The sequence below is a fragment of the Anabaena sp. FACHB-1237 genome, assembly GCF_014696225.1.
In the GTDB taxonomy this organism is placed as follows: domain Bacteria; phylum Cyanobacteriota; class Cyanobacteriia; order Cyanobacteriales; family Nostocaceae; genus FACHB-1237.
In genome coordinates this window covers 1-16,454 of sequence record NZ_JACJPV010000061.1, presented here as the reverse complement: position 1 = coordinate 16,454, position 16,454 = coordinate 1, and the positions used below count along the sequence as shown (strand labels likewise).

At 36.0% G+C, this 16,454-nt stretch carries 17 protein-coding genes, 1 tRNA gene and 1 CRISPR repeat array; of the genes, 8 read left to right on the top strand and 10 right to left on the bottom strand.

Annotation, left to right across the window (positions count from 1 at the left end):
• Positions 1 to 84: 84 nt before the first annotated feature.
• Genes H6F32_RS18940 through H6F32_RS18910 form a run of 7 tightly spaced genes read right to left on the bottom strand, consistent with a single transcriptional unit; the run spans position 85 to position 3,977 of the window.
• Positions 85 to 711, bottom strand: coding sequence for a Na(+)/H(+) antiporter subunit B (locus H6F32_RS18940; RefSeq protein WP_190370833.1), 627 nt, complete (start codon positions 709 to 711; stop codon positions 85 to 87).
• The gene (locus tag H6F32_RS18935; RefSeq protein ID WP_190370832.1) at positions 711 to 1,259 is read right to left on the bottom strand and encodes a DUF4040 domain-containing protein; all 549 of its coding nucleotides are present in this window, start codon (positions 1,257 to 1,259) and stop codon (positions 711 to 713) included. Before H6F32_RS18935 ends, H6F32_RS18940 begins: the two co-directional genes overlap by 1 nt.
• The gene (locus H6F32_RS18930; RefSeq protein WP_190370835.1) at positions 1,252 to 1,530 is read right to left on the bottom strand and encodes a monovalent cation/H(+) antiporter subunit G; all 279 of its coding nucleotides are present in this window, start codon (positions 1,528 to 1,530) and stop codon (positions 1,252 to 1,254) included. The genes H6F32_RS18935 and H6F32_RS18930 overlap by 8 nt, the downstream gene beginning before the upstream one ends.
• 5 nt (positions 1,531 to 1,535) lie before the next feature.
• A complete protein-coding gene (locus tag H6F32_RS18925; protein ID WP_190370831.1) occupies positions 1,536 to 1,793 on the bottom strand; it encodes a hypothetical protein in 258 nt (85 codons plus the stop codon).
• A gap of 14 nt (positions 1,794 to 1,807) precedes the next feature.
• The gene (locus tag H6F32_RS18920; RefSeq protein WP_190370830.1) at positions 1,808 to 2,188 is read right to left on the bottom strand and encodes a Na+/H+ antiporter subunit E; all 381 of its coding nucleotides are present in this window, start codon (positions 2,186 to 2,188) and stop codon (positions 1,808 to 1,810) included.
• The gene (locus tag H6F32_RS18915; protein ID WP_190370829.1) at positions 2,185 to 3,618 is read right to left on the bottom strand and encodes a cation:proton antiporter; all 1,434 of its coding nucleotides are present in this window, start codon (positions 3,616 to 3,618) and stop codon (positions 2,185 to 2,187) included. The genes H6F32_RS18920 and H6F32_RS18915 overlap by 4 nt, the downstream gene beginning before the upstream one ends.
• Positions 3,619 to 3,641: 23 nt before the next feature.
• Complete coding sequence (locus H6F32_RS18910) at positions 3,642 to 3,977, bottom strand: NADH-quinone oxidoreductase subunit K (RefSeq protein ID WP_190370828.1); 336 nt, start codon at positions 3,975 to 3,977, stop codon at positions 3,642 to 3,644.
• A 448-nt stretch (positions 3,978 to 4,425) separates the two neighbouring features.
• Between H6F32_RS18910 and H6F32_RS18905 the strand changes: the two genes are divergently transcribed.
• A complete protein-coding gene (locus H6F32_RS18905; protein ID WP_190370827.1) occupies positions 4,426 to 5,523 on the top strand; it encodes an ATP-binding protein in 1,098 nt (365 codons plus the stop codon).
• A 355-nt stretch (positions 5,524 to 5,878) separates the two neighbouring features.
• Here H6F32_RS18905 and H6F32_RS18900 read toward each other — a convergent pair whose 3' ends face one another.
• The 3 genes from H6F32_RS18900 to lipA form a co-directional block, all read right to left on the bottom strand.
• Entirely contained in the window at positions 5,879 to 7,144 is a 1,266-nt protein-coding gene (locus H6F32_RS18900; protein ID WP_190370826.1) for a glutamate-5-semialdehyde dehydrogenase, read from the bottom strand.
• Between the two features lie 4 nt (positions 7,145 to 7,148).
• A complete protein-coding gene (locus tag H6F32_RS18895; RefSeq protein ID WP_190370825.1) occupies positions 7,149 to 7,559 on the bottom strand; it encodes a hypothetical protein in 411 nt (136 codons plus the stop codon).
• A gap of 329 nt (positions 7,560 to 7,888) precedes the next feature.
• On the bottom strand, positions 7,889 to 8,785 hold the full coding sequence (gene lipA / locus H6F32_RS18890; RefSeq protein WP_190370824.1) for a lipoyl synthase: 897 nt from the start codon (positions 8,783 to 8,785) through the stop codon (positions 7,889 to 7,891).
• Between the two features lie 124 nt (positions 8,786 to 8,909).
• On the opposite strand from lipA, the gene H6F32_RS18885 reads away from it, so the two are divergent.
• The 7 genes from H6F32_RS18885 (at position 8,910) to H6F32_RS18855 (ending at position 15,962) form a co-directional block, all read left to right on the top strand.
• Positions 8,910 to 8,983: transfer RNA gene (locus H6F32_RS18885), tRNA-Pro, on the top strand.
• Positions 8,984 to 9,190: 207 nt separating this feature from the next.
• Positions 9,191 to 9,371: direct repeats of the CRISPR family, unit length 37 nt; unit sequence CTTTCAACCCGCCCCAATCCGGGAGGGGTGTTGAAAC.
• 322 nt (positions 9,372 to 9,693) lie between these two features.
• Positions 9,694 to 9,996, top strand: coding sequence for a hypothetical protein (locus H6F32_RS18880; RefSeq protein WP_242031190.1), 303 nt, complete (start codon positions 9,694 to 9,696; stop codon positions 9,994 to 9,996).
• 18 nt (positions 9,997 to 10,014) lie between these two features.
• Entirely contained in the window at positions 10,015 to 12,402 is a 2,388-nt protein-coding gene (gene hsdR / locus H6F32_RS18875) for an EcoAI/FtnUII family type I restriction enzme subunit R (RefSeq protein WP_190370823.1), read from the top strand.
• Positions 12,403 to 12,430: 28 nt separating this feature from the next.
• Positions 12,431 to 13,426 carry a hypothetical protein gene (locus H6F32_RS18870; RefSeq protein WP_190370822.1) on the top strand — a complete coding sequence of 332 codons (996 nt, stop codon included), beginning with the start codon at positions 12,431 to 12,433 and terminating at the stop codon, positions 13,424 to 13,426.
• Between the two features lie 24 nt (positions 13,427 to 13,450).
• Complete coding sequence (locus H6F32_RS18865) at positions 13,451 to 15,241, top strand: N-6 DNA methylase (RefSeq protein WP_242031189.1); 1,791 nt, start codon at positions 13,451 to 13,453, stop codon at positions 15,239 to 15,241.
• A 92-nt stretch (positions 15,242 to 15,333) separates the two neighbouring features.
• The gene (locus H6F32_RS18860) at positions 15,334 to 15,558 is read left to right on the top strand and encodes a DUF2281 domain-containing protein (RefSeq protein WP_137669239.1); all 225 of its coding nucleotides are present in this window, start codon (positions 15,334 to 15,336) and stop codon (positions 15,556 to 15,558) included.
• Positions 15,558 to 15,962 (top strand): type II toxin-antitoxin system VapC family toxin, encoded by a 405-nt coding sequence (locus H6F32_RS18855; RefSeq protein WP_071188134.1) that lies wholly within the window; start codon positions 15,558 to 15,560, stop codon positions 15,960 to 15,962. Before H6F32_RS18860 ends, H6F32_RS18855 begins: the two co-directional genes overlap by 1 nt.
• Positions 15,963 to 16,454 lie beyond the last annotated feature (492 nt).

The window sequence follows — 16,454 nt, the reverse complement described above, 5'->3', positions numbered from 1 at the left end:
CAACTGGTATGAAGTACAGAGGAATCTGTTTACTTTAGTTGTACGTGAGCATATTTTTGCTAATCTTAATAGCGATCGCATGATCTAGAATACATAGATAATGTTTTTTGTCAATGCGTAAGTCCTATTTAATATGGGCAAAATTCCGCCGCTAAATAATGTTCCTAACTCCCCGTGTGGTAATTCCATTCCTGATAATGTAATCACGGATAAAACAATAAAAATCAATACTGAAATCTTTTCCCATGTTGCAGCGTGCCACTTTTGATAAATTTCTTGCATCCACTGATATGAGGATGTAATAGCGATGAGTCCGATCGCTGTACCACCTGCTACACCTGCTGCAAAACCACCTCCGGGGCTTAAATGTCCTCTTATTGCTAGTTCTATACCTACTAATGCTGCTATGGTTGCACCTAAACGAGCTAGTATTATAGATGGTTCGTCTTTAAACTGATAGATACTACAAGATGGTTTTTCATTGGCTAATAAGTAATTAGCACCAAGTATGGCAATGGTAAAAACAATAACTTCAAAAATGGTATCATATAATCGGTTTCTAAAAATAATTCCTGATACAGCGTTGGGAACTCCTGTTTCTCTAACTACTGTTTCTACTATGGCCATATCTGATAGGTTTGGTTCGGAATTTGGCATAATTAACATTTTCACAAATAAGGCCATTCCCGCTAAAATATAAAACCATTTCATCAGCTATTTCCTCCTACATAATTCAAGGTTGTGTTTTTTGATGAAAGTTCACTTTGTATGATGTTATAAATGCGTTGTACTCTAATATTTGTTTGATACATTTCCTCTGGTTCTTCACTGGTTTTTAATGGAGTACAAGTCACATGAATTTCTTTTTCTATCAATGCTGTTTCTAAACTTTCTTGGTTGGTATAAGGAACAATTTCTAACCGTAAATAATGGTTTTTAAAGATGTTACGTAAGTCTCTTATTAGTTGGTGAAAATTGCTATCTTCGTTTTTTTCTATTGTTTGATTTTCTAGGACTCCTAACCGCAAAACTAAGGAAGAACGGACAGCGATCGCATATAATGTAATGGATAACATTGTTCCCATTAATGCTTCTGTTAATGCCACGTCTGCTGCCCCTAATAGTGCATCTACCATGGCTGCCATTGCCCCTAATACTCCCCTAATTATTAAGGCATGATAGGGGTTTCTTTGAGTTACTACCATTCCCGCAGCTAAGGGTAATAACGCAATAATTACATAGAGATAAGAATCATTCATTTTTCGCCTCTTCTGTTGAACAATATGCTATTACATAGCCTAACATTGTATTCCAAATTGCTAAGGAAATAATCCCTAAAATTAGCAATGGCCATTCACTAGGTATTTTCATTAAAAGTCCGATAATGATCAGCATTGAACCTAATGTATCAGCTACGGAAAGGCCATGTAATTTGAATAATACTGATCTGTTACTGACTAAATGCCAAGTTCCCCAAAACCAGAAAAATATCCCTATACATATAAATGTATAACTGATGAAAATGATAATATTATTCATGCTTCATTTAACCTTCTCAAAATATGTGCTAATAACATAAAACCTGCATTTCCTACACTTAACATAATGGATGCTACTACTCCTATCATCCAATCATCTCGCAAAACGGACACTACGAGAATCATAATTGATGCTTTACTGGAAATACTCCCTAACGCTAACATTTTCTGCCACGTATTATCACTTTTGCAGGCTTCATAAATGGGAATAAGTAAGGCTAATATCATCGCTATTAATACTATTTCTAGGTTCATGGTTAAGTTCCTATTTATTCTTTTCCTGGTTTGATATGATGCACTTCATAAAAACCCTGTTCATTGTATCTAACTACAATTGTTTTCGGGGTAAATGTAATGAGGAAAACATCTATAAATATCAACAATGGTGATCTTTTTAGTTTGATTTCTTCCGGTATCATTTCCTCTTTTTTGTGGGGACGAAAAATAATTTCAAATGCTTCCATAAATGCTATAGGAATGGCAGTGAATATTTTACCCATTACCTGTAACCATTCTGTTAATCTTTCTCTAGTTGTGTAACCTCTTGGTAAAATTAAGGCGATTATTACACCAATAATGATGTTTTCTACACTTATGTTAGCAGTGAGTAAAAACCATATTGTTAGTCTTAATATTAGATGTCCAATCATGCTAATGCCATCCAAAATAGTACAATTAATGTTAAACTCATGACTCCCACTAAATTTTCAAATTTCTCTAGCATTCTTGGTACATAAATTGCCAGTTTTTTGAAAACTAAATGATATGCTAACCAACCAATAGCTATGGTAGCGATCGCTTTACCAATATTTGCCATATCATAACCTTGGAGATACACAATATTCCCTACTATTAAACCACTAATTAACAATATTACGGCTATCCAAAACCCTGGTTTTATATTCTGTTCTCCATTTTTACTATGGGGTAAGAAAATGAATTTAGCAAAGGATATTGCAGTTCCCACAGCCGCAATATTCATAGCGATAAATTGCCAAGATGTTAAACTTTTCATAGTTAACACTTTTGCCCCAAAACCTGCTAATAATGGAAAACCAGAAATTGACAAACTGGCTATAACTAAGGGTATCCAAATTGTGGTATTAATCCCTTGATATTGTAATTCTTTAAAGTTGCGACTGGGTAAAGAACCTGCTATTAAAAATAATGATGCTTTTACTAGTCCATGAGTTAGTGCATAAAAACCACCTACTGCTGGCGCTGCGAGAATAAAACCTAACTGGGATATAGTGCTTAACGCTAATAGCCGCTTAGTATCTTTTTCTAATACAGCATAGGAAGCACCCATTAAGGCACTAGCAACACCAAAAGTGGTAACTATGGTATTTAGTTCATCAGAAATTAATGCACAGCGCAATAAAGGTAATACACTAGCTTTAACTACAATACCTGACATTAACGCAGAAACTGGTGTTTCTGATTCTGAATGGGTTAAAGGTAGCCATAAACCAGATACAAATATCCCTGCTTTAATTAATAGTCCGAGAAATATTAAGGCTATTGCTTCTGGAGGAGCAGTTTTTAACCCTGCAAAGGAAAATGAATGACTATTTTGATAAGCTAATATTCCACCCACTAAGTAAAATAGCATGGAGGTGTTACTTACAAATAGATAACGTAAAGCTACCCAAATTGAGCGATCACTACGTGGATAAGCAATTAATAAAAAAGCCGCAATACCGCTTACTTCTAATGCTATGTACACACTAACAAGATCATTGCAAATAAAAGCAGCATTTAAACTACCATGCAATAAAATAGTTTGAGCAAAGAAAAATGCATTTCTATCACTATGCCAACAGTATAAAATTACAGCAGCAGTTACTAAAGCATTTGTGAGAATGAAATAACCACTTAATTTATCTACTAACAAACTATTACCAAAACTATCTAGTAATGTAAGTTGAATAGTAGTAGGTGCTAGTAACATCTGTAAACCATAACCAGCAGAAGCTATAGTTCCCCATAAAGCTAAATGTCGGTTGAGTTTCGGTGCTAAAAAAATTATGAATCCTAGTAAAAATGGTATGGCTACCCAAGCAACAGTAATTTTATCCATCGTTTGTATTTCCCTATATCTCCCTATGGTGTATTATTCCTTTCTATTTCATCGGTTTCTAAGGTGGGATTATCCCTAGCTAATTTCATCACACCTACAAGCATTAAAGCCTGAATCGAAAAGCCGATAACTATACCCGTTAAAATTACTGCTTGGGGAGCAGGATCAGCATAGGCAATATTTTTGACATCGGCAATAATCGGAGTAAATAAACCACTTTGCGATGCAATTAGTACATAAAAAGCAATTACTCCTGTACTCATCACATCCATAGAAACAATCTTCATTAACAGGTTTTTTTTGAGAATAATCCCGAAAAAACCACATAATATCGTCGCAAGTACACAGGCTTTTAACACGGTAATTACCTATTTAATAAACTTTAACAGTAGGGTGCGTCAGAATACATAAATCATCTAAATAAACAGATTATTAACATTTGACGCACAGTGCCAACGTTCTAACAGTAGGGTGCGTCAGAATACATAAATCATCTAAATAAACAGATTATTAACATTTGACGCACAGTGCCAACGTTTTAACAGTAGGGTGCGTCAGAATACATAAATCATGTAAATAAACAGATTATTAACATTTGACGGACCTTACGAACTGACGCACCCTACTAAATTTCATAATTCAGATTAATTAGTTGATTTTTTGGTGACAATTAAGTTATACTTATTCTATAACACGAATGTTTAGTGTAAACAAACAATAAACACCAAAATTTTTCAATAATGATCATAGTTACTCTCTATGGTTTATGCTTTGATTAAATTAGGGATTCAAAAAAACGAGTAACCTGTGAATTTACAAGCAAATTTAAAATTTTATACTCCTTTACAAGTAATTGGCCGATCAGTCGAGTTTCAGCGTATTATTGAAATACTTGCCCAAGATGGCGATTTGTTAATTACTGGAGTACCTGGTAGTGGTAGACGCACTTTAGTAAAGGGTGCAGCCGAGGAAGTAAACGCTATTATTTTAGAAATAGACTGTATTCGTGCTACTGAGTCCACAAGATTTGTACAGCTTTTATTAGAAGCGATTATTCAAAACTGGGAAACGTCCAAGATTGAAACTTGGGTAAATGAAAATGCGAGTAACTTTTTTACTTTTCATCCTGAAAATAAGCTAAAACTCCTACATGGACTAGATGAAAAGCAATTATGGCAGGTTTTTACTCATTTACTTAAATTATTAGAAATTGTGGCCGTAGACTTAAATCGGCGGGTTGTGTTAATTCTAGAAAGTTTTCCTCATATACGTTCTTGGGATCGTCAAGGTTTATGGGAAACTACATTTAGACAGGAAGTTAAAATTTATCCCCATGTAAGTTATGTGTTAATAGCTACTATTGCTGAATCTAATCAAAGTCATGGAGATGATAGTCAATATCCCATAGAAACTATTCAATTAGCACCTTTAGCTAAGGATGTAGTGGCACTATGGGCTAGAGAAATTTTACACCAAGAAGGACTTACTTTTGATTATCGCAGTCAAGCGTTACAATTATTTTTAGATGCGGTACAGGGTCATATTGGGGATGGTATGGCCATTATCCGCAGGTTATCTTTATCTAGATGTAATCATGGCTTAATTAGGGAACAAGATATACAAAATGCTATAGAGGGATTATTGAGAGATTTATCTATGACTTATGAATCTTTGTTAATGTTATTACCAGCTAATCAAGTACATTTACTGGAATGTTTAGCCCTTGATCCTACGGACAAACCCCAAAGTAAGGAGTATATCAATAAACATGGACTTTCACGGGGTGGTAGTTTACAAGGTGCTTTAAGTGGGTTACAACACAAAGGTTTAATTTATAGTGCTGAACAGGGTTATCGTTTAGCTATGCCTTTGTTAGCTTTGTGGTTAAAAGAAAGATTAAGTTAGGACGCAAATATCTGAGAAAAATTATTTTTTAGCTATAAGATAAGTCTAGCAGACAAGATACCCTCACCACAACACCTAAAAATATTATAGTTATTGGATTTATCTGCGTAACAGCTTGTCAAATCAGATATTAAGCTGTTGTGCTTTTAATTTTATATAATATATACAAGCAAGATGCTTGCGCTATATTAATTTTATATAATATATGCAAGCAAGATGCTCGCGCTACATTAATTTTATATTATATAATATATGCAAGCAAGATGCTTGCACTACAGTAATTTTAGATAATAGATGCAAGCAAGATGCTCGCGCTACAGTAATTTTAGTTCTAAACCCATACTCCACACTCTATCTAAAATTTCCCATTTCCTTGAATAATATGTTTGACGGTTGTTAAAGTTTCCAAACTGATAAATCCTCTTCTATGTCCTTTTTGATTTGACATTCCTAAAAATACTGTATCTCCCCTAGAAGGGTTACGAGAAAATCGCGGAGACGCATTAATATAAGTTGCTGCGGTGTTAACACCTAATGCAAATTGACGACTTTCTTGATAGGAGTCGGTAACAATTGAGTCAGCATGGCCACTACTATTTTGATTTATCCAAGCGATCGCACTATCTAAACTATCTACTAGTTTAAAGGCTATGGTCTTAGTTAAATATGGTTTTTCCCATTCATCATCTTTAACTAATTCTAACTGGGGAAAAGCCGCGACTAATTCCGCATCTCCTTTGAGTTTAAAACCTTTTTCCTGTAAATTGTTCCAAAGTACGGACAAAGAAGAAGGTAACGCTTGACGATGGATTAAAACCTTTTCAATGGCATTTACAGGATCAGGTTCACTATTATGACTATCTAAAATCATCCAGCGTACCATTTCCAAACTACCATTTAATGACCAATATAAATAACAATTCCCCATAGCTGATTTTAATACAGGACAAGTGGCTTGTCGGACGACTTGTTGTATTAAACTAGAACGTCCATAGGGGATAACTAAGTTAATATATTCTTCTTGAGTAACTAAATCTCGTATAGATTCTCCATGTTCTGCTGTGACTAATTCTATACAACCTGGAGGAAGTCCTACTTGAGTAATAGCTGTTTTTAGAGAGTTGGCGATCGCTGCATTAGAATTACTAGCTTCCGTGCTCCCCCTGAGAATAATTGTATTACCTGTTTTGATACAAAAGCCTGCCGCTATAGCGGCCAAATCAGGAAATGATTCATATACAAATGCAATTACACCCAAAGGCATTAATTGAAAATAACTTTGAGAATCTTCTAATTGATAATCAGCCGTTCTTACTCGTCGCAAAGGATCTGATAATTGTCCTAATTTCTCCAAAAATGCCACTGTATTTTCTAATCGTGAGGGAGTTAGTTTTAGCCAGTCTAAAATAAACTCTGGTACAGCCATTTCTCGACTAGCTTCTAGGTCCCAAGTATTAGCTTCGAGAATTTCATCAAAATCTCGCTTTAATGCTTGTGCTATAGCCAATACAGCGCGACTACGTTCCGTACCCTTAGTCGTTCCTAACTTTAAAGAAGCGTGAAAAGCACGTTGAGCGCATTTAACCGCTTCATGACAATCATCAATCAATTCACTGGTCATGGAATTAACGTCTATAAGTAAGCCAGACCATTATGGCAGGCAGGATAGCCAATAATACTGCTATCATAGCCCAAGCTAGGATGGTAGAATTATTGGCCAAGCGCAAAGCTAATGGTAGCCATATAATCACTAGCACAAAAATAACCCCTAATGCTATGGGTAAATAACTTCGTCCCAAAGCAGGCTCAACAACAATACGCCAATTATTACCATACCATCGCCATGAGCGTTTATAGGGGTATGCAGTGGATAATTGTTCCAATGCATAACCATTATCTTCTACCACAAAAATCTGCTGACAGCGATCGCAACCGAAGGCTTCAGTGAGAGTAATAGGAATTAACTTACCTTTGCGACGACAAGGACAGATATATTCCGTATTGAGATCAATTTTATCTGGTTTATAAGAAGGCACAAAGAGAGTTTAGTAACTTGAGCGAGTCTTTTAACATTATTCCTAAAATTAGGACAGATATCAGCATAGAAACAGGAGATCGAGGAGTCAGGAGATTCGGGAGTCAGCGAGTTTGGCTTCCACATCCGCCTGGAAATCAATTCCCAGGTTAATAGCTCAAGTTTACTAGGGTAAACTCAAGAATTTAAAAAATCTTCTGGTTATTTAGCCATCTTTAGATCAACTTTGCTAGGACACAGAGTAATATGGCTTACGCCACCCTGCTCTATCATTCCCAGTCGGGCTTTTGACTTGACAAAGTGCGATCCCGACTCTCAACTCCCGAACCGCTAGGTCTGCGTAGCGTCTCCCGACTCCCTACGCGGATAACGTTCCATCAACTCCCGCACTTGTTCAGCATGATAAGAGCTTCTTGTCAATGGGGACGCAACAACTTGTAAAAATCCTAATTCTTCTCCGTAGGCTTGCCAATCTGCAAATTGCAATGGTGTAATAAAATCAGCAACCTGCAAGTGTTTTTGACTAGGTTGTAAATATTGACCAATAGTCAAGATATCACAATCCACTTCTCGTAAGTCTTGCATAACTTGACGCACTTCTGCATCCGTTTCGCCCAAGCCAACCATGATACCAGATTTAGTATAAACACTAGGATCAATTTGTCGAGAACGTTGTAATAATTCTAAAGTACGTTCATAATTACCCTGGGGACGAACTCGACGGTATAAACGAGGTATGGTTTCCGTATTATGATTTAGTACCTCTGGTTTAGCTTGGAGTATGACTTCCAAAGCCTGCCAATTTCCGCATAGATCAGGAATTAATACTTCTATAGTAGTATGGGGTGAAATATCATGAATAGCATTAATACATTGAACAAATTGATATGCTCCCCCATCAGGTAAGTCATCACGATTAACAGAAGTAATCACAACATGATTAAGTTGCATACGGCGCACTGCTTCCGCCAGTCGTGAAGGTTCCGTAATATCTAGGGGTTGGGGTTTTTTCTCAAAATCAATATCACAATAAGGACAAGCTCTAGTACAAGCAGGTCCCATAATTAAAAAAGTAGCAGTACCAGCGTTAAAGCATTCGCCAATATTAGGACAAGATGCTTCTTCACAGACAGTATTGAGGGATAAGTCCCGGAGAATTTCTTTAACGTTACCTACTCGCTCCCATTGTGGGGCTTTTACACGCAACCAATCAGGTTTGACAGTCACAATTTATTTTCACCATTTAATTTATCTAAGTCTTATGGTAGCAAGGAAGAAGGGGTCTAGAACGGAGATTTTTGTAATTTTTTCCTATTTGTGATATAATTGTCATAAGTTTTTATTTGTTTAACGGGATGTAGCGCAGCTTGGTAGCGTACTGCGTTCGGGACGCAGGGGCCGCTGGTTCGAATCCAGTCATCCCGATTTATCTTGTCACTTGCCAGATTATTTGTCCGCATTGCCAAATTATTGTCCGCGTTGCCAAATTACCTAGTCATCAAGGTGTATTGGCGTTGAAAGCTATTATAATGATAGCTTTTATTTATTGGTATTGCTTTAGTCGGGGAAAATCCCGAACGAAGTGCGCCTTTCAATCCACCTAAATGTTTTTTATATTTTTGATATGGATTTCTTTCAACCCGCCCCAATCCGGGAGGGGTGTTGAAACTGATAGCTGATAGCTTTGACTGAATAGCAGGAGGCTTTCAACCCGCCCCAATCCGGGAGGGGTGTTGAAACAAAGATATCAAGAGCGTTGAAGAACTCAGAGAGGACTTTCAACCCGCCCCAATCCGGGAGGGGTGTTGAAACTCCGCCCGACCAAACCCTTATCTATTGACACTTCCAAAAGCAATTTTGGCGGATGTCCTAAATTTGCTCTTAATTTCCCTTTAAAGGGAAGATTATCAAAGCATCTCAACATCTGAAACACAGACTAGACAAGGGATTTGGACTTTTGGCAGCACCCCAGGGGTTTTGACCTCGCTTATGGTTCGCCAAAAATAAATAATTAAGGTGGATTCCTCCTTGCTCGGAGGTGATTCGGTAGCCACCACTACGGTAAACCCGCACCTCTATTACTGGGGGCGCACCTTATTCCTGTTCACTGGGAACAGCAACTTCAAGGTGGGCAGTTGGGTCAGAAAGCAAGACTGTCTAATTTGGTGGAGTTGGCAGCTATGGTATATTGGCTGTCTACGGGTATCAGTTTTGATGTTGCTTGTTTTATTCTCAAACAACTGAAGGAACAAGAACCGGAGTTGTTTATTTTTGGTCAGGGGAAGCGGTTTATGTTGTTGTTATCACAGGATGATTCGCTTTCTTTGGTAGAATTTGACAGGAAAAGAGCGATCGCATCCCTGGATGAAGGTAAGGCTGTAATTCCCGTGTGGTTAGATGTTATTTATCAACAATTGGTACTAAAATTGACATATTAAACTATAAAATAACTAGATATGAGTAATGAAGCTAATACTTGCCTTAACTATGTAGAACCAAAATTAAATGAAGCTGGATGGAAGACAGAACCTTATGATTACACTAAAGAATATTATTTTACAGATGGCAAAATTAGACCGAAAAATCAGCGTCAACCACGAGGTAAAAGAAAATTTGCAGACTATTTACTTTTAAAAGGTGATTTTCCCCTAGCAGTGGTGGAAGCAAAGCGGAAACTCAAAACCCCTGATGAGGGACTAGAACAAGCCATAGACTATGCGAAAATTCTAGGGGTAAAGTTTGCTTATTCAACCAATGGAAAGGGAATTGTTGAGTTTGATTTTATCACGGGTAAACAGTCCGATGTGATGGACTCTTTTCCTAGTGCTGATGAACTTTGGCGCAGGTTAAAAGGTGAATCAAAAGAACAAATTAGAGAAGATATTGCTGAAAAATTATTAACTCCTACTTATCCAATTCCTGATAAACCTATACGTTACTATCAACGAAATGCTATTAATGCAGCACTAGCAGCAATTTTTAAAGGTCAAAAGCGGTTATTATTAACCTTAGCAACTGGAACAGGAAAAACTACGGTTTCTTTTCAAATTGCTTGGAAACTTTCACAGATAGAATGGAATAAATCAGATTATTTTCGCTCACCAAGAATTTTATTTTTGGCAGATAGGAATATATTAGTAGATGATCCGATGAATAAGGATTTTTCGGCTTTTAATGAGGATAAAATCTACAAAATTCAAGGTGAAGCTAAAAAAGGACGTGATCTTTATTTTGCTATTTATCAAGCAATTAGTGATACTCAAAATCGACCAGGACTTTATAGAGAATATAGTCGTGATTATTTTGATTTGATTATTGTTGATGAGTGTCATCGAGGTAGCGCGAGAGATGAAAGTAACTGGCGACAAATTTTAGAATATTTTGAACCTGCTTATCAATTAGGTTTAACAGCGACACCGTTAAGAGATGATAATGTAGATACCTATCGCTATTTTGGTAATCCTCTTTATACTTATTCATTAAAACAAGGGATTAATGATGGTTTTTTAGCACCCTATCGAGTTTATCGGGTTACTACTCGTTCTGATAAGGAAGGATGGCGGCCTAGTGCTGGAGAAATTGATCGTTATGGGAGAACAATTCCTGATGAAGTTTATCAGACTCCAGATTTTGAGAGAAAATTAGTTAGAGAAGTGCGGACAAAAGCCATTGCTAAACATATTACTGATTTTCTCAAATCTACAGATCGTTATGCAAAAACAATTGTTTTTTGTGTGGATGAACCTCACGTTAAAGCAATGGTGAAGGAGTTACGCAATCTGAATACTGATATTACCAAAACAAATCCTGATTATATATGTCGCATTACTTCTGATGCTGGTGATGTTGGTAAAGGACATCTCGATAAATTTAAAGATGTTTTAGATGAAACTCATATTATTGCTGTTACTTCTAAACTGCTGACTACTGGGGTAGATATTCCCACTTGTAAAAATGTGATTCTTGCCCGTGTTGTTCGTTCCATGACAGACTTTAAACAAATCATTGGCCGGGGAACTCGTGTCAGAGAAGAAAAGGGTAAAATATCTTTTAATATTGTTGATTATACTAATAGCACTGTACTTTTTGAAGATAAAGATTTTGATGGTGAACCTACTTTAATTAATGAATCAGAAATTGATGATCAGGGAAAAATTATTTCAGAAGATGAACAGGAAATAGACTCACAAGAACCAGAAGCGCAAGATGATGATATTGAGGAGGATGATAAATCTGGTTTTGGGGGCATTCCTGATGATGATGACGCACCACCTCGGAAATATTACGTTGACGGGGGTAGTGAGGAAATTGTTGAGGAAAAAATCTATGATTTAGATGCAGATAATCAACTGCGTTTGTCTAAATTAATTGACTATACGAGAGAACAAGTTAGGACTCTCTATCGTTCTACTATAGAGATACAACAACGCTGGGCTGTTCCTGAAGAACGGGCAGAAATTATTGATTTGTTGGCAGATAGGGGAATTGATTTTGATGAGTTAAAAGCAGTAACTAATCTTTCCGAAGCTGATCCTTTTGATTTATTATGTCATATAGCCTTTGATGCTCCGGTGTTGACTTACAAACAACGGGCTGAAAGGTTGCGTCGTGGTAAGTCTGACTTTTTTGAACAATATGGGGAGGAAGCAAGGGCAATTTTAGAGATACTTTTGGATAAGTATACTGAAAAGGGAGTTGAGGAGTTTAATATTCCCACGACTTTTAAGGCTAATCGGGAGTTTGATAATTATGGTAATATAATTGAAATTTCTGAACGGTTTGGGGGTCTTCAGGAATTGAGGGACGCTGTAAATCAGTTGCAAAGTTTACTTTATACTGCTTAAATATTAATTTCAATGAGAGGAATATATTATGAACATTCAATTAAGATATGCTGCATTCAAAGATTTGTATAAGAAACTTCAATTTTATTCAAATCTTATAGATCAGAAAAATTACTCTGAGATTAATAGTAAAAAATATAGAGAAAAAATCAAAAGTTTAATAAATAATGTTCAATATGAAATTACAAATATAGACTCTCAAGCAGCAACCAGTGGAATCAATTTGGAAAATTCTAGTATAACATATAAAGATTTAAGACAGTGTAGAATTGAAGATCCTGATGTAAGTATTTTATTTCAGGAAATACAAAAGATATCTTTAAATATTTTTAGAGTATCCACCTCAATTGCAGCAGATTATATATACAATATTGAAATAGATAATAATATTAACCCTGAATGGATATTGCCTACTTCAACATTTAAAATTGTTTCAGAAAGTGTAAGGGATATTTTAGGAGATGATGTACAGATTATACAGGATTTTCTGAAGTGCGATCCAGATAACACTATAAATATTGATTATTTATTTATTAATATATTAATGACCAGTGATAGAATTAATGAAACTTTAGAAAACTGGCAAAGTGTTAGTGACATAAATATACAAAATAGATATTCTATTCTTGAACAAGCATTGTCTGCACATAAAGAAGGTAAATTTTTTCTAAGCGTTTCAACTTTAATTCCTCAAGTAGAAGGGATAATACGAGATATTATAGAAAATAATGGAAGAAATGCTGATTTTGGTGGTATGTCTGATGATGAAATTAGAAAAGCAATTGAGTCATTAAAAGATGCTTGGACAAATAATCACCGTAATACTTCCCTACTCATTCTTTTAGATAATATTTTTGAAATGGTTAGTAGATTGTATGTAGATGATAGACAAATATCTAGTTATGATGGGTTATATCGTCATGGCATTTGTCATGGAAGATTAACTAACTTTGGCACTGTTAAAAATTCTTTAAAATTAATACTTATTCTTGATAGGCTGATTTGCTTATATGATAAGCAATAATTCGTGTTTTTATATATCTAACAAATGATGAACAAAAAAAATAAAGTTAATCAACCCGTCACCACCGCCCAAAAATTAGGCAGCGTGGTAAAATCAGCCCGTGATATCATGCGGACAGATAAAGGTCTAAATGGAGAATTAGACCGACTTCCCCAGTTGACTTGGATCATGTTCTTGAAACTGTTGGATGATTCCGAGAAACTGCATGAAGCAGAAGCAAAATTAGAGGGAATTGAGTATAAACCAACCATTAAACCGCCTTATCGCTGGCGTGATTGGGCTGCTAATGAAGATTTTACCAGCGACAAGTTAAAAAGTTTCATCAATAATGATGAAGCAATTTTACCAGATGGTAACAAAGGTGAAGGTTTACTCGCTTATTTGCGGAATCTCAAAAGCAAAGCCGGTAATAAACGCGCCGATGTTATCGCTAAGGTTTTCAAAGATGTGAATAACCGCATGATTAGCGGGACTTTGCTATGGGATGTTCTGAATAAGGTAAATGAAATTCGCTTTGATAAATCGGAAGAAGTGAACCTCCTCAGCACGTTGTATGAGTCCATGCTAAAAGAAATGCGGGACGCTGCGGGAGATTCGGGAGAATTTTATACCCCTCGTCCGGTAGTGCGGTTTATGGTGCAGGTAATGAACCCACAATTAGGAGAAACGATTTTTGATCCTGCTTGCGGAACTGGTGGTTTTTTGGTTGAGGCTTATGAATATCTCAAACAGAATTGTAGCGCCCAAGATTGGCAAATTTTACAAAAAAGTCTGATTGGTGCTGAGGCTAAATCTTTGCCTTTGATGTTAGCACACATGAGTTTACTATTACATGGATTTGAATATCCCGATATTGATGATGGTAATAGTTTACGGTTTACTCTGTCAGAAATGGGTGAAAAAGATTGGGTTGATGTGATTCTTACTAACCCACCATTTGGAGGTGAGGAAGAAGACAGAATTAAAAACAACTTTCCCAAAGATAGACAAACTAAAGAAACGGCGTTGTTATTCCTTCAGTTAATTATGCGTCGTCTTCGACAAAGACCGAAACCAGGACGCGCTGCGGTTGTATTTCCTAATGGGGTGTTATTTGGGGATAATATGTGTGCCAAAATTAAGGAAGATTTGCTGAAAAATTTTAATTTGCATACTATTGTCCGTCTTCCTAATGGCGTGTTTGCACCTTATACCAGTATTCCTACAAATTTGTTATTTTTTGACCGTTCTGGACAAACGGATGAAATTTGGTATTATCAAATTCCTTTACCAGAAGGACGAAAAACTTACACTAAAACTAAGCCAATACAAGATGAAGATTTTGCTGAATGTGTAGCATGGTGGCAGAATCGAGAAGAAAATCAAAATGCTTGGAAATATAATTTTAGGGAAGTTTATGATCAAGCTAGAGCAGATGCAGTACCTTTTTGGGATGCTGGTAATGAAGCTGAAGAAAGGGCTAATAATCTAGCGAAAAATGTCAAAGAATTAACTGAAAAAATCAAAGATTTAGAAAATTCGATTTTGGATTTTTCTCCACCTAAAGAAGTTACTAAAGTTAAACAGCAGATTCAAAAAATTAAGGATGAGGTAAAACAGTTTCAAACTGAGGAACAAAATCAGCGCGAAGTTGCTAAGGAACAGAAAGCGAAAGGTGATGCTATTTACTGGCCTATTTATAATCTTGACCAGAAAAACCCCAATAATCAGACGGATTTTGAACATTTACCGCCTGAGCAACTGGTAAATGATATATTGGAGAAAGATCGGCGAGTTGCGGAAATTATGTCTGAGATTAAAGCAATTTTAGGGTAGAGGTAATTCATGTAGCTTGCTTCCCGTAGGGTATTGCCTCGACAATCAAAGATGTAAGGTGATACTATGTAGTAAATTCAGGAGATTTTTCAATGAATATTGAGCAATCTGTGTTAGAAAAGTTACGCCATTTACCTGTTGATAAACAACAGCAATTATTAGATTTTGCGGAATTTTTGTCTCAAAAAATGACTCTTAAAACTCCTTTACAGAATGTTAGAGGTTTATGTGCTGATTTAAAAGTAGATATTAGTGAAGAAGATATTTATCAAGCGCGTCAAGAAATGTGGGGTAATTTTCCAAGGGATATAATTTAATGACATCAGTGGTTGCAGATACACATACTTTAATTTGGTACGTTTTTGATTTACAGAGATTATCAGAAGCTGCATTAACAGCATTAGAACAAGCAGTTAATACAGGTAATCCTATTTATATCTCAGCTATTACGGTTATAGAAATTGCTTATTTAGTTGAGAAGGGACGCTTTGCAGAAGAGGTATTAACACGAATTTTAAATGCTTTGGATGATCCCAATGTAGGTATTATACTTGTACCTTTGGATCGTAATATTTCAGGTGCAATTCGACAAATTGATCGGGTAACAGTTCCTGATATGCCTGATAGAATTATTGCAGCTACGGCCTTTTCTTTGGGTATTCCTTTAGTTACTCGTGATTTGAGGATTCAAGCTTTAACCACTATTAAAACTATTTGGTAGAAAAGCTACAAAAATACCAGGGATATAGGATTGTTAAGACTTTGCTTGACAATCACACGGCATGAAGCCGAATTTTGTCCCTGGTTTATATATAGTATATCATTTTTAGAGCGATCAGTAAATGATATCTTAAAGAAAGATCGGCAAGTTGCTGAGATTAAATCAATTTTGGGGTAGGGGCAATTCATGAATTGTTCCTACAAGTATACAAATATATACAAATAATATGAATGAAGTTTATCCTTTAGTCCCCTTGGGCAATGTTATTAATTACAGAAAGGAATTTGTACAAATTGATGATACTAAAACTTATTAGGACTTACGCAACTGGCACAAGCGATGGTGCGGCGTAGCCGCACCGAGCGCCTAAAGACTAAACCATTGACATAGCAATATCTGGACGTTTTAGTTGTCCTATTAAATAATTAGAAAGCAAATTATGCTTAATTTGATAAATAGTTTGACCTGTGTTGTAAGCTAAGTTTTTTAGTC